9 protein-coding genes are annotated in these 13723 nt (G+C 60.6%); 3 read left to right on the top strand and 6 right to left on the bottom strand.

What is annotated here, in order from left to right; all coding sequences use genetic code 11:
• Nucleotides 1–119 precede the first annotated feature (119 nt).
• The 3 genes from ACJ8PN_RS18715 to alkA all read left to right on the top strand — a co-directional run bounded on the left by ACJ8PN_RS18715 (nucleotide 120) and on the right by alkA (nucleotide 3769).
• Nucleotides 120–1130, top strand: a complete 1011-nt coding sequence (locus ACJ8PN_RS18715) for an AraC family transcriptional regulator (protein WP_033644051.1) — start codon at nucleotides 120–122, stop codon at nucleotides 1128–1130.
• Nucleotides 1131–1277: 147 nt separating this feature from the next.
• On the top strand, nucleotides 1278–2117 hold the full coding sequence (locus ACJ8PN_RS18710) for an oxidoreductase (RefSeq protein WP_171454534.1): 840 nt from the start codon (nucleotides 1278–1280) through the stop codon (nucleotides 2115–2117).
• A gap of 161 nt (nucleotides 2118–2278) precedes the next feature.
• On the top strand, nucleotides 2279–3769 hold the full coding sequence (alkA, locus tag ACJ8PN_RS18705; RefSeq protein WP_171454533.1) for a DNA-3-methyladenine glycosylase 2: 1491 nt from the start codon (nucleotides 2279–2281) through the stop codon (nucleotides 3767–3769).
• Between the two features lie 8 nt (nucleotides 3770–3777).
• Here alkA and ACJ8PN_RS18700 read toward each other — a convergent pair whose 3' ends face one another.
• From ACJ8PN_RS18700 to ppk1, 6 genes are all read right to left on the bottom strand, one after another.
• Nucleotides 3778–4131, bottom strand: a complete 354-nt coding sequence (locus ACJ8PN_RS18700) for a DNA-binding protein (protein WP_004941591.1) — start codon at nucleotides 4129–4131, stop codon at nucleotides 3778–3780.
• Nucleotides 4132–4326: 195 nt separating this feature from the next.
• Complete coding sequence (locus ACJ8PN_RS18695) at nucleotides 4327–7656, bottom strand: diguanylate cyclase (protein WP_171454532.1); 3330 nt, start codon at nucleotides 7654–7656, stop codon at nucleotides 4327–4329.
• Nucleotides 7657–7841: 185 nt separating this feature from the next.
• A complete protein-coding gene (gene mgtE, locus ACJ8PN_RS18690; protein WP_171454531.1) occupies nucleotides 7842–9275 on the bottom strand; it encodes a magnesium transporter in 1434 nt (477 codons plus the stop codon).
• Between the two features lie 103 nt (nucleotides 9276–9378).
• Nucleotides 9379–9561, bottom strand: a complete 183-nt coding sequence (locus ACJ8PN_RS18685) for a YfgG family protein (RefSeq protein WP_004941600.1) — start codon at nucleotides 9559–9561, stop codon at nucleotides 9379–9381.
• A 180-nt stretch (nucleotides 9562–9741) separates the two neighbouring features.
• Nucleotides 9742–11292, bottom strand: a complete 1551-nt coding sequence (gene ppx / locus ACJ8PN_RS18680; protein ID WP_033632396.1) for an exopolyphosphatase — start codon at nucleotides 11290–11292, stop codon at nucleotides 9742–9744.
• A gap of 10 nt (nucleotides 11293–11302) precedes the next feature.
• Complete coding sequence (ppk1, locus tag ACJ8PN_RS18675) at nucleotides 11303–13366, bottom strand: polyphosphate kinase 1 (protein WP_004941606.1); 2064 nt, start codon at nucleotides 13364–13366, stop codon at nucleotides 11303–11305.
• Nucleotides 13367–13723: the final 357 nt, after the last annotated feature.

The raw sequence follows: 13723 nt of genomic DNA, 5'->3' as shown, positions 1-13723 counted from the left end.
GGCACAGTCGGCTATGAAAATGGCGTGCTTCGCCCATCAAGACGCACGCCATTTCTTTATACTCAACAGGTATTCCGAGCGGGGAATGCCTTTCCCTATGACTCTGTGATGAGGATTTCATGACGCGCAACTCTACCTTTCTCATGAATATCGGCTGGAGAACCCTGCTGAAAGATCTGGGGCTCCAGCCGACGGATGTTTTACGCCGGGCTGCATTGCCTGAAGATCTGTTGTCACGCACCGCTGAAGGGATCACTACGGAAGAATATTTCCGCTTCTGGCGCGCGATGGAGGAAGGAACGGGCGACCCGTTGTTTCCGTTGAAAATCGTGGCGCTGATGTCAACGGAATCGTTTGACCCTCCGATATTCGCCGCCCTGTGCAGCGCCAATCTGGCGCAAGCTGTCCAGCGGTTAGCGAAATACAAGCAACTTACGGCGCCGATGAGCCTGGAGCTCGCCATCGGCCCTGAAGGCGAAATGACGATTTCACCCCGCTGGCTGTTGGCGGAGGAGGCGGTACCGGCGTCTTTGCTGGTGGCTGAGCTGGCATTTTATGTTCGGCTGGCGCAGCTTGCCACGCGCGAACCGGTAAAAGCGCGCCGTATCACCTTGCCTGAACTGCCGCCTGCAGCCCTTTCACGCCCCTTGGCAGCCTTCTTCGGCTGCGCGGTAACGCCTGGGGCAGGGCCGGGCATTACTTTCTCCTCCGCAGATGCCTTGCGTCCCTTTTTGACAGTGAATGAGGGCATGTGGCGCGTTTTCGAACCCGAGTTGCGTCGTCGCCTCAGTGAACTGGACGCCACGGCAACCACCGGAGAGCGCGTTTGTGCGGTGCTGCTGGAGTTGATTCCCAGCAATACCGCCGGCATCGACGCGGTGGCGGCAAGATTGGGCATGAGCCGCCGGACGCTGCAGCGGCGTCTGGAAGATGAGGGCGAGAGTTTTCGTTCGCTGAGCAACGGCACCCGGGAAAAATTGGCGCGCCACTATCTTAAGCATTCGACCCTTACCAGCGGAGAGATTGCCTTTTTGCTCGGTTTTGAAGAACCGAACTCTTTCTTCCGCGCCTTTCACGAATGGACAGGGCAAACGCCGGAAGCGGCTCGCCAGGCGATGCGGCTGAATTAGCCGAGAGGCGCTGTTCACGTTGGCGCATTCTGCGAGTTGATTGGCGCGGTTCGACATGGTTGCGGCAGCGCCCGTCGCTTAAAGTGGACAACATACAGACTGCGCAGGCAGTCGCCAACGCAATTATCCTAATAAGGAGCAGTCAGTATGAAGTCCAAAGTGATCCTGGTGACCGGCGCCTCATCCGGTATTGGCGAAGCCACCGCCGTCACGTTAAAGCAGCGCGGGCACACCGTTTATGCGGCCGCCCGCCGGGTTGAACGCATGCAGGCTCTGGCTGCCGCCGGCATTCGCGTTTTGCCGTTGGACGTCACCGACGATGCTTCCATGGCGCAGGCGGTAAAGACCATCATCGCCGAAACGGGGCGTATCGATGTGTTGGTCAATAACGCCGGTTACGGCTCCTATGGCGCTATTGAAGACGTTTCTGCGGATGAGGCTCGCGCTCAATTTGATGTGAATGTGTTCGGTGCGGTTCGGCTGGCGCAGCTGATTTTACCGCACATGCGAGCGCAGCGCTCCGGCACCGTCATCAATATTACGTCGATGGGCGGGAAAATACATACGCCGCTGGGCGGATGGTATCACGGCACCAAATTCGCCTTGGAGGCCATCAGTGACTGTTTGCGCATGGAGGTGCAACCTTTCGGCATCGATGTCGTGGTGATCGAACCCGGCGGCATCCAGAGTGAATGGGCGGATATCGCCGCGGAAAAACTGATCGGCGTTTCCGGCCAGAGCGAGTACGCCGCTCAGGCTCACGCTGTCGCCCACGCCATGGTCAGCGACGCCAGCAAGAAACGGCAATCGCCGCCGAGCGTGATTGCCGATACGATCGCCAAAGCCGTCGCCGCCCATCGTCCGAAAACGCGCTATGCCGTGGGGTTTGGCGCGAAACCGCTGATTTTTCTGCGGCGCTTGTTGTCCGATCGCGCCTTCGATGGGCTGATGCGCCGGGCATTGGGGGTACCGCGCCAGGGGCAATAAGTCGTCGGGCAGCGGGGCTTTATGTCGGTGGCGTTGAAAATGGTGTGTCTGAACGCTGTTCAGACGCATAATCATTAAAGACAATCGCTAATCTGGACGGTGGGAAGGTGCGTAACTTAATGTCCGAATTCCGCACGTCAGCACGCTAGCCGAGTCCCATAATGCAGAAAAAACCGAACCCGAGCGTTGCCATGAATACTCAACAGCAAGCGTTGTACGACGCGCTGCGCGCGCGTGACCGCAAATTCGACGGCCGTTTTTTCGTCGGCGTCTCTTCAACCGGTATCTATTGCCGGCCGGTGTGCAGCGCCCGCACGCCGAAGCTGGAAAACTGCACCTTCTATCCGAGCGCGGCGGCGGCAGAGTTGGCGGGATTTCGCCCCTGCCTCAAATGCCGACCGGAGCTGGCGCCCGGTCTGGCGCTGATCGATCTGGGCAACCGCTATGCGCAGGTGGCGGTGCAGCTCATCGAACAGGGGTATCTGTCTGAACACAGCTGTGAAGCGCTGGCGGCGCGGCTGGGCATTTCCGATCGTCACCTGCGGCGCATCTTCGCCGAACAGTTTGGCGCCTCGCCGATCGATTACGCGCAGTCGCACCGGCTGCTGCAGGCCAAACGCCTGCTGGCGGATACCGATCTGCCGCTCAGCGAGGTGGCGTTCGCCGCCGGATTCGGCAGCCTGCGGCGTTTCAACGAGCTGTTCAAGGCGCGCTACCGCCTGATACCGTCAGCGCTGCGCAGCGGCGGCGCGCGCGGTGAACGGGCCGCCGCCAGTGGGCTGGTGTTTCACCTGGGCTATCGGCCGCCCTATGACTGGGAGCGCATGCTGAATTTCTTGCAGGCGCGCGCCGTGCAGGGCGTGGAGCGGGTCGACGGACGCCGCTACCTGCGCTCGATCGCCGTCAGCCAGGGCGGCACGGAACACCGCGGCTGGGTCAGCGTGCAGCCGGAAGAAGCGCGCAATCGGGTTCGGGTAGAGATCGCGCCTGCGCTCAGTCTGGTGACGACGGAGGTGTTGCGGCGGGTGCGCCTGCTGTTTGATCTGGATGCCGCGCCGGATCGCATCAATGAGGCGCTGGGCTCGCTGGCGACCGATGCGCCGGGGCTGCGCCTGCCGGGCTGTGTGAACAGTTTCGAGCAGGCGGCGCGGGCGGTGCTGGGCCAGTTGGTCAGCGTAAAAATGGCGGCGACCTTCGCCGGGCGGATGGCTGAACGCTGGGGGGAAGCCCTGGCGACGCCGCATGAGGGCATCACCCATGTCTTCCCCACCGCAGAACGGGTGGCGCAGCTGCAGCCCGAAGAACTGCGCCCGCTTGGGGTGCAAGTGAAGCGCGCGGCGGCGCTGATCGAGATCGCCCGCGCGCTGGGCGAAGGGCGGCTGCAGCTCGACAACGTGCTGGATATTGAACAGGGCATCAAGGCGCTGACCGCGCTGCCGGGCATCGGCAGCTGGACCGCCAGCTATATCGCGATGCGCGCCTGGTCGTGGCCGGATGTGTTCCTGGCCGGTGATTACCTGATCAAACAGCGTTTTCCCGGCATGACGCCGCGCCAGATAGAACGCTACGCTGAACGTTGGCGCCCGTGGCGTTCTTACGCCACGCTGCATCTGTGGCACAACGACGGCTGGGCGCCGGAAGGGGAGAGTTGAACGCAGAGCTAGCGAGGGGTGTCGATCAGCTGCAGCAGGCGGCTCATGCCCTCGCGCATCAGGAACGCCAGCAGCTTTTCCCGCTCGGCCGGCGTCAGGTGGTAGTAATACTCGATCCAGACCCGTATCGGATCCTGGCGTTTGACGTCGTAATCCGGATGGTCGGTTTCGCGCAACGCCGACAGGCTGCGCGCGCCGAACGGCAGACTGTCGATATGGTATTCCAGCGCTTTGCCCTGTACGCCGCTGCGGCGGCGGCTGACCCAGCCTTCACGCCGGGCCATCAAATTGACCCCTTGCGGAGTTGAAGGCAACCCCGCCTTACCCATCAGTTCCCTGGCGGAAAACCATTTCTTTTCCATAGTCCCTTATCCCTGAGCTATCACATGTCGAGGAAAATCAACGGATACGCTGATAATCGCATGGGCGCTTCATCTTACTTAATCGTTTAAGCTTCAGGTGTTATTTATATCACTAATCTTGTCTTGGTTAATATCATGTAACGAACGAGATGCGAGGCGCCGCCCGGGAGACGGCGCCTGAGAGGGGGGAGAAGGTTAACGGATGCCGAAATAGCCGTCGCTGAGCAACACCGCCAGCGGCTGCTCCAGCGCCACCTGGTCGCCGTCCGCCAGATCGACGCCGATGTCGCGCAGCGCCTGCAGCGTCACCGGCTGGTGAGCCGGCCCGGCGAAGGTCTGCGCTTTAATGCGATGCGCCGCGCCGTTGAGCATCGAGACCATCAGCTCGTCCATCTGGTTGCAGTGCACGTTGGTGATAAAGCGCTCATCGATGCGAATGATGTCGATCCTCTGGTCGCTGAGCTCATCGAACGCATTGATGTTATGTCCGAAGCCGTTGACTATCAGCCGGCAGCCCTGCTGCTGCAGTTCGCGGAGCAATGCCCGACACTGCGCAGCGTGCTCCAGTATCGCGGCCTCATCGACGCTGAACAGCAGCGCCTGCGGCGGCAGCGAGGAAGCGCGCACCGTTTCCGTCAGGTAGCGCTGGAAGTCGGCGCTCAGCAGGCTGTCGATGGCCAGCGGCAGCGCGAGCGACAGCCCTTTGCGTTTGATGTCGTCGGCATATTTCACCAGCAGTTGCGCCGCCGTCCAGCGGTCGATGTCCGGCATCAGGCCGTACAGCTGCGCGGCGGCGATGAACGCCTCGTGCGACAGCGGGCGCTCGTCCGGCGCCATCACCTGCAGCTTCACCTGGTGAAACGCGGCCGACAGCGGCGTCGCCGGCGGCGCGACCGCGTGAGTCAGCAGCCGCAGTTGCCCCTCGCTGATGATCGTCTGCACTTCCTGCTGGCTCAGCACCTCGTGCTGCCGCTCCAGCAGCTGTTTCTGCCGCGTTTCGTACAGATAAACCTGGCCGCGCCCCTGGTGTTTGGCGGTATAGCAGGCGATATCGGCCTGCGCCAGCAGTTCGCTGCTTTTGGCGTCGGCGCTGATGCGCGTGATGCCGGCGCTGGCGCCGACGCGGTAAATCTTCCCTTCCCAGTAGAACGGGTGCTGGCTGATTTGATTAACCACTTGCTGCACCAGCGATTTGGCCTGTTCCAGCCGGCAGTCGTACAGGATCAGACCGAACTCGTCGCCGCCCAGCCGGGCCAGGCAGTCGCTATGGCGCAGCTGATGCCGCATCAGCTGGGCGATATCCCGCAGCAGGGCATCGCCCGCCGCATGGCCGGCGGTGTCGTTCACCGCCTTGAACCGATCCAGATCGAGGAACACCAGCGAATGCGGCGGCGACGGTTCCCCGCCGGCGACGATCGCCGCTTTCAGCTGTTTCTCGAAACGGGTGCGGTTCGGCAATCCGGTCAGCGCATCGTGCGAGGCGCTGTAGCTGAGTTTTTTCATCAGTTCGCGCGAGGCGGTGACGTCCTGCAGCACCATCACCGCGCCCATGGTTTCCCCGTCGAGGGTTTTCAGCGGTGAGACCGACTGCTGTACGTCGAAATAACGCCCGTCGCGGCTGTGCAGCACCAGCGCATAATCCGCCGGCCATTGCCGTGGGTATTGCGTGAGGTTTTCGATTTCCGGGCCGTCTTTGCCGTTGGTCAGGCGCACCACGCCGGCGACGGGCATACCGATCGCCAGGTCGAGCGGCCAGCCGCACATCTGTTCCGCCACCGGATTCATAAAGGTGATGCGCAGGTGGCTGTCGGTGGAGATCACCCCTTCGCCGATGGCGTCGAGGGTGATGTGCAGGCGCTCTTTCTCTTCGTGCAGCGCCTCGGCGAGGCTCTTGAGCTCGGTCATGTCGATATTGGTGCCGATCAGGCGCAGCGGCCGGCCCTGATCGTCGAGGATCACGTTGCCCTGGCCGCGGATATGGCGCACTTTGCCGCTGCGCGTAGTGATGCGAAACTCCATGATGAATGGCCGCGGCTGCGCCAGGATCTCGGCCAGCTCGCGATCGGTGCGCTCGCGATCTTCCGGCACCAGCAGGGTGCGCCACAACGCCAGCGTCGGCGTTTGGTCGGGGGGGAGATCGTAGAGTTCGAACATGCGCTGATCCCAGGTGAAGCTTTCCTGGCTCATCACCCATTCCCAGATGCCGACGCCGCCCACCTGGTTGGCCAGCGTGATGCGCTCCACCAACCGGTTGTTCTCCGCCTCGCTGCGCTTAAGGTCGCTGATGTCCTCCACCTGAGAGATGAAGTACAACGGCCGGCCTTCGCCGTCGCGCACCAGCGAGACCGCCAGCAGCGCCCAGACCGTCTGGCCGTCGCTGCGGATATAGCGCTTCTCCATGGTGTAGCTGCTGATATGGTCGTCGAGCAGTTCGTGCAGTTGGGTCAGGTCGGCGTTCAGATCGTCCGGATGGGTGATCTCTTGAAAGGTCAGGCGATAAAGTCTTTCGGGCGGATAGCCGAGCAGCTTGCACAGCGCCTGATTGACCTGCAGCCATTTGCCCTCCGGCGACACCAGCGCCATGCCGATGGCGGAATACTCCAGCGCGCTGCGAAAGCGGCTTTCGCTCTCGACGATATGTTGCTTTTCCACCCGGAAGGTGTGCATCACCATCGCCATGGCGTGCGCCGGGATCAGGATCAGCAACATCGGCAGATAGAGGCCGAGTTCGCCCAGGAAAGTGTGCCGGGAAGACGTAAGGCGCAGCAGGCCCAGCGACAGCAGGACGGTGATCAGCAGGAGAGTGCAGAAACAGACGGTGAAGGTTTCGAAGCGCGACAGGGCGATGGCCGCCCACAGCAGCGGCAGGATGACGAAGGTAAAGGGGAAGGGCAGATGCGTCAGCGCCAGATAGCTGAAGGCCAGCGAGCCCATCAGGGTCAACAGCAGCGGATACGGATTCAGCCCGGCCAACAGACGGCGGTGATAGGTGAGCCCGAGCGGCGCCAGCGACAGCACCCCTATCGCTTCAGAGATGAACCAGGTGCCGAACGATTGCCAAAACGTCTGGTCCGGCGTGGGGGTCAGTCCGGCGGCCAGCAGCGCGCTGAACAACGGGGTAAAGATCACCGCGCAGACCACGAAGCGCAGCCAACAGCCCAGATCGCTCAGCGGATCGATCGCCGGCAGCGTGCGGCGCAGCAGCAGAGCGCACACTGCTGCTTCCAGCAGGTTGATGGCGGCCAGCTTGACCGGAATGGCGCTGAAGCCGAACAGCAGGAAGCTGGCGAGTACGATGCCTGTGCCGCTGGCCAGCAGCGGCAAACCCCACTGACGCGGGGGATGGCGATACAGCACGGCGATCGCGGCGGCGGTCGGGAACCACAGCGGCGTGAAGAGATGAGCCTCACTGGATAACGACAGGCTCAGCAAGGCGAGTAAAAATGTCGCCAGCGCCACGAACAGAGAATGTGTCAGCATAACGCCTTTGTGTGTGCCGAACGCGTTCGGCGCGCTGATATCCATAGACATCCTTACCGATGACCTCTGCCTGTGATTGGATTCATGACGTGGATGAATCAAGATGATTTATTGAAAAAGGGTAGTACAGCGCGGGAGGAAAACCTACCGGGAGGGCCGACTTTACTGCGTTAGCGCAAACCCGGAGACAGAATGACGAAAAAGCCGGCACAGGGCCGGCTTTTGGCGTATTACAGCAGGAACAGGGTGGCGAGGCCGAGGAAGATGAAAAAGCCGCCGGTGTCGGTTAGCGCGGTGATGAGCACGCTCGAGCCGACCGCCGGATCGCGGCCCAGTTTGAGCATGGTCATCGGGATCACCACGCCCATCAGCGCCGCCAGCAGCAGGTTGAGCAGCATCGCCAGCGTCATCACGCCGCCCATCGCCGCGTCGCCGTACAGCAGCCAGGTGATCACGCCCATGATGCCGCCCCACACCACGCCGTTGATGATGGCGACGCCCAGCTCTCTGAGCATCAGGCGCGAGATGTTGCCGACTTCGATCTGGTGCAGCGCCAGCGCGCGCACGATCATGGTGATGGTCTGGTTGCCGGTGTTGCCGCCGATGCCGGCGACGATCGGCATCAGCGCCGCCAGCGCCACCAGCTGGGAAATAGTGTGCTCGAACAGGCCGATCACCCGCGAGGCGATGAATGCGGTGCAGAGGTTGATCGCCAGCCAGGCCCAGCGGGTTTTAACCGCCTTGCTGACCGGGGCGAACACGTCTTCTTCCGGGCTTAAACCGCCCATGCGGCGCAGGTTGGTGTCGCTCTCTTCGTTGACGGCGTCGACGATCTCTTCGATGGTCAGGCGGCCCATCAGTTTGCCCTTGGCGTCAACCACCGGGGCGCTGATCAGGTCGTAACGTTCGAACGCGCCGGCCGCTTCATCGGCCTTGTCTTCGGGCTGGAAGGTGGCGGGATCGCTGTCCATCACCTCGCGCACCGGGATCTCAGGGTCGTTCAGCAGCACTGCGGTGAGCGGCAGTTCGCCCAGCAGGGTGTTTTTGCGATCGGTGACGAACAGTTTATCGGTGGCGTCGGGAATGGTTTTGCGCATGCGCAAAAAGCGGTGCACCGCGCCGAGCGTGACGTCCGGCCGCACCGTCACCAGTTCGAAATCCATCATCCAGCCGACGCTGTCTTTGGCGTACTGGCTCATCTCGCGCACCTGGGCGCGCTGCTCCGGCTCCAGCGAGGTCAGCAACCGGCCCATCAGGTTACGCGGCAGGTATTGCGCCAGGTAGGCCTGTTCGTCGACGTCCAGCGTTTTGATCGCTTTGAGCAGGTCTTTATCGCTCATTTCTTCGATCAGGCTGTCCCAGACTGGTTCGGCGACTTCCACCAGCGTCTGGCCGCGCTTGCTGTTGCCCACCAGCCGCCACAGCGCCATGCGTTCGTCCTGCGGCAGCGCTTCCAGCAGGTCCGCCAGGTCGGCGGCGTGCATGTCGTCCAGCAGGCCGGTGATTTCCGCCGTCTGGTTCAGCAGTTCGCTTTGGCTGAGGGCGTGTTCATCCCCTGGCCGGCCGAGAATGCCGTCGACCAATTCCTTATTGTTCAACAGCAGAGTGAGAATGCGCTGGCGATGTTCAGCGACTTTTTTGACGTTATGGGTTGTGGCTGACATGGTGTTCCTTAACGGGCGCTCGGCGTTCCTGACGCAGGCTCATTAAAAGATAGAGCATAGCGAGTGCCGGAGTCATTTTTATGAAACGGACGGGGCGCGGCGGTTATTCAGAGGAGGCGTCCTGTTGCGGCGCGCTGACTTCGGCGGCGTTTTGCGCAGCGGCCTGCTTTTTTTCCTGATGATGAGGCACCGCCACCACGGCGGCGTACAGCAGTCGGCCGACTAAAATGATAAAGCTGATAAACAACACTATCTTCGTCATCTGTCCGGTGGTTTTCTTGCGCATATATCACCCGGTATGCCGGTGTCCTGTGTTATTCGCTCGAGAATTTGTAACCGGATTTTAGGCGCTGATGACAAAAGTTGTCCATTTTTTTCCGGCGCGCGGCGCGGCGTATTAGGGTTTCGTTTAGGTTGACGGGGCGGGGCGGAAAGAAAAACCCCCTGGCTGGCAGGGGGCGGGGGATCAGGCGGAGCGCTGTTCGTCTTGCGAGCCCTCTTCGTCGATCAGCAGCTTCCAGCCGACGACGTCGTTCCAGTAGGCCTGCTCGCGCTCGAAGTCCAGCTGCACCAGGTTATTTTGCGCCAGGTAGCCGGCCGGGAAGCGCAGCGTCCAGTGGTTGTCGTCGGTGGTCAGGCGCAGCGTTTCCGGCGTGGTGGTCGACTGGCGCTGGTTGTTGAGCAGGGTGCTCAGACGCAGCAGCTGGATCAGCGGCAGGTAGTGTTTCTTTTTGAACAGGTTGAGGCGCGGCAGCTCTTCCAGCTTGATCGCCTTGCGGTGGAAACGCACCAGCGCCGCCAACAGCAGCTGCTGTTCCTGGTTGAAGCCGGGCAAGTTGGAGTTTTGCAGAATGTAGGCCGAATGGCGGTGCATGCCGCTGTGGTTGATGCTCAACCCCACCTCGTGCAGCATGGCGGCCCATTTCAGCAGGGCTTCCAATTGCGGATGCACCAGCTTGGTGTTTTGCGCCATCCACTGCGAATAGAGCAGCTCGGTGGTTTCCAGCACCCGCTTGGCCTGTTCGCGGTCGATGTTGTAGTGATCGGCCAGGCTTTTGGCGGTGCGGCTGCGGATGTCCTGGTGGCGGAAGCGGCCTTCCATTTCATACAGCACGCCTTCGCGCAGCGCGCCGTCGGACAGGCGCAGATCGCGGATCGCCAGCGCATCGAACACGCCGCACAGGATAGCCAGCCCCGGCACGAACACCGATTGGCGATCTTCCGACAGCCCCGGCAGGCTCAGCGAGCTGAAGCTTTTGAACTGCAGCACCTGTTCGGCGAGCATTTCCAGGCGTTCCAGGGTGATCAGACCGTCTTTTTCGCCCATCGCCACCAGCACTTCGTGGGCGGCCTTGATGGTGCCCGAGGCGCCCAGCGCGTACTGCCAGCCCTGAATGCGGTACTGCCAGGCCAGCGTTTCCAGCTTCTGCGCCGCCGCCAGCCGCGCGCGGCGGAAGTTGTTTTTGCTGATCTCGCCGCCCGGGAAGAACAGCTGGGCGAAGCTGACGCAGCCCATGCGGCGGCTTTCCGCCAGCAGCGGCTCGAAGTCTTCGCCGATCACCAGCTCGGTGGAGCCGCCGCCGATGTCGATCACCAGCTTGCGGCCTTTCTCCGGTTGAGTGTGCTCCACGCCCATGAAGATCAGGCGTGCTTCTTCCTGGCCGGCGATGATTTCGATCGGGTAGGGGATCACTTTGGCGGCGCGCTTGAGGAACACTTCGGCGTTCACCGCCTGACGCAGGGTGTGGGTGCCGACGATGGTGACGTTATCCGCCGGGAAGCCCTGCAGCCGTTCGGCAAACAGCGCCAGGCAGGCCAGGCCGCGTTCTATCGCCTCTTCACTGAGTACGTTGTTGCTGTCCAATCCGTCGGCGAGATGCACCCGCTGTTTTAAACGGCCCAATACCTGTAAGGCGCCGTTGACGACGCGGGCGATCACCATGTGGAAACTGTTCGACCCGAGGTCGATGGCGGCGATTTCCTGCGGTTTGTTCGTTGCAGTGTTTTTTAGCGGCATAGTTGCTGGCCTACTGTCCTGGTTGTTCCAGAGCTTTTAAATACTCGTAAATAGCCACCTGGGCGCGCACTTTGCGGCGGTTGCCGCGCGGCACGTACTGGTTGCTCAGTTCTTTATCCACATAACGGGCCTTGACCGTATCGCTGAACAGGATCTCCAGAATGTCCAGAACGCGCTGTTTCAGCGCTGGATCCAGCAGCGATACCGCCACTTCGATACGGTAATCTATGTTGCGGGTCATCCAGTCGGCGGAGGACAGATACACCCGTTTGTCACCTTTGTTGTCGAAAACGTAAACCCGATCGTGTTCCAAAAAGCGATCGACGATGCTGATCACCTGAATATTGTCGCTGATCCCCGGCAGGTTGGGAATCAGGGAACACATGCCCCGCACCAGCAGACGGATCTTCACGCCGGCGCCGGACGCGGTATATAACCGATCTACCAGCCCTTTATCCACCAGATTATTTATTTTCAACATAATGCCGGCCTGTTCCCCGGCCTGGGCGTTGGCGATTTCGTTGTCGATCAGCTCATACAACTTCAGGCGCGAGTTCTGCGGCGACACCATCAGGTTGTCGAAGGTGACCGGCCGGTAGGGGTTCTCGATAAAGTTGAATACCCGGCGTACCTCGTTGGTGATGCGCGAGTCGGCGGTCAACAGCGAATAGTCGGTGTAGATGCGCGCGGTTTTTTCGTTAAAGTTGCCGGTACCGATATGAGCATAGCGCACAATTTCATCGCCTTCACGGCGCGAAATCAGGAACAGTTTGGCGTGGATTTTCAGCCCCGGCGCCGAGAAGATCACGTGTACGCCGGCCTCGGTCAGGCGTTTCGCCCAATGAATGTTGGCCTCTTCGTCGAAGCGCGCCTGCAGCTCGACCACCACCGTGACCTTTTTGCCATTGTGCGCGGCGTGGATCATCGATTCGATGATGCGCGAATCTTTCGCCACGCGGTAGATGTTGATTTTGATCGCCAGTACGCTCGGATCGAACGACGCCTGGCGCAGCAGCTCCAGCACGTGTTCAAAGGTGTGGTACGGGTAGTAGAGCAGCACGTCCTTTTCGCGAATGGCGTCGAAGCCGTTGCGGAAACCGTCGAACCAGATGTGGCGCAGGCGCGGCAGCGGCTTGTTGACCAGGTTGGCCTTGCCGACGTTCGGGAAGCTGATGAAGTCTTTGAAGTTGTGATAGCGGCCGCCGGCGATCACCGAATCGTAGTTGGAGATGCCCAGCTTGCCGCGCAGCAGTTCCACCATCTCGTTCGGCATGTCGCGCTGATAAACGAAGCGCACCGGCTCGGCGGTGAGGCGCTGTTTCAGGCTGGAGGACATCAGTTCCAGCAGGCTGGATTCCATTTCGGTCACCAGATCGTACTCGGCGTCGCGGGTCATCTTCATCGAATAGGCGTTGAGCGCGTCGTAGTCGAAGAAGCCCTTGAAGATATCGTCCAGGCAGTAACGCAGGATGTTGTCGAGCAGGATCATCGGCTTGCGGCGGCGCGGCGCTTCCGGCGGCAGATTGACGAAGCGCGGCACCTTGTCGGACGGGATCTCCAGCAGCGCATAGTCGATGCGCGCGCCGCGGATGATCTCCACCGCCAGATAGGTGTAATCGTCTTTCAGGAACTGCACCAGGTTGGTGTCGTGGTTGATCAGGATCGGCGTGATGTGTTGGCGCAGGTGCTGTTTGAAATATTGCCGCAGCCAGATTTGCTGGTTCTCGGACACCTGGCGTTCGTTGATCAGGAAGATCTGGTTGCGCGCCATTTCCAGCAGCAGATCGTTGTACAGACCGTCGAACTCCTGATCGGTTTTCAGCACCTTGGCCTGGATCTTTTTCAGCAGATGGCGTGAGGAACCGGCGGAGCCTTGCTCTTCGCTGATCAGGATGCGCCGTTTGAGATCGGCGAAGCGGACTTTATAGAACTCGTCGAGGTTGTTGGAGTAAATGCCCAGAAAACGCATACGTTCAATCAGGGGATTGCTCTTATCTGCGGCTTCCTGCAACACGCGCTCATTAAAGGATAACCAGCTTAGTTCTTTTTCGATGTAGAGCTTTTCCTGACCCATTGCCACTCCAGTTCAAATTTAGAATAGGATCCGGGACGCAGCGCCCGGATGCCGCTCTAGTGTCCTTCATCATTATTGCGAGAGATTGACAGGAAAGTCCAACATATCCATTGCGTTGGCGCGCGGCGTTTTTCGGCGGCAATAAATTTTCCCCGCGGCGGGATGCCCGGCAGTGAAACGATCAGCATGAAATGACGGTTAGCAGGCTTATTCTTGGCGTTATAAAGCGTGTTTATGGTCATTTTTCAGCAATATATCAAATTCATATTGTCTGATGGCAGTGTAAAAAACCTGAGTTATGGCGGGTAACTTTGTCATGCAAACGTCATAAAACTGACATAAGATGCCCGGTTATCT

The sequence above is a fragment of the Serratia sp. CY76391 genome, from assembly GCF_052166695.1.
GTDB lineage: Bacteria > Pseudomonadota > Gammaproteobacteria > Enterobacterales > Enterobacteriaceae > Serratia > Serratia nematodiphila.
This window is presented reverse-complemented; position numbering and strand designations above follow the sequence as displayed.

Excerpts from the sequence above, each read along its gene's own strand:
- ACJ8PN_RS18715 (WP_033644051.1), top strand. The coding sequence starts at position 120 with ATGACGCGCAACTCTACCTTTCTCATGAATATCGGCTGGAGAACCCTG.
- ACJ8PN_RS18710 (WP_171454534.1), top strand. The coding sequence starts at position 1,278 with ATGAAGTCCAAAGTGATCCTGGTGACCGGCGCCTCATCCGGTATTGGC.
- alkA (WP_171454533.1), top strand. The coding sequence starts at position 2,279 with ATGCAGAAAAAACCGAACCCGAGCGTTGCCATGAATACTCAACAGCAA.
- ACJ8PN_RS18700 (WP_004941591.1), bottom strand. The coding sequence starts at position 4,131 with ATGGAAAAGAAATGGTTTTCCGCCAGGGAACTGATGGGTAAGGCGGGG.
- ACJ8PN_RS18695 (WP_171454532.1), bottom strand. The coding sequence starts at position 7,656 with ATGGATATCAGCGCGCCGAACGCGTTCGGCACACACAAAGGCGTTATG.
- mgtE (WP_171454531.1), bottom strand. The coding sequence starts at position 9,275 with ATGTCAGCCACAACCCATAACGTCAAAAAAGTCGCTGAACATCGCCAG.
- ACJ8PN_RS18685 (WP_004941600.1), bottom strand. The coding sequence starts at position 9,561 with ATGCGCAAGAAAACCACCGGACAGATGACGAAGATAGTGTTGTTTATC.
- ppx (WP_033632396.1), bottom strand. The coding sequence starts at position 11,292 with ATGCCGCTAAAAAACACTGCAACGAACAAACCGCAGGAAATCGCCGCC.
- ppk1 (WP_004941606.1), bottom strand. The coding sequence starts at position 13,366 with ATGGGTCAGGAAAAGCTCTACATCGAAAAAGAACTAAGCTGGTTATCC.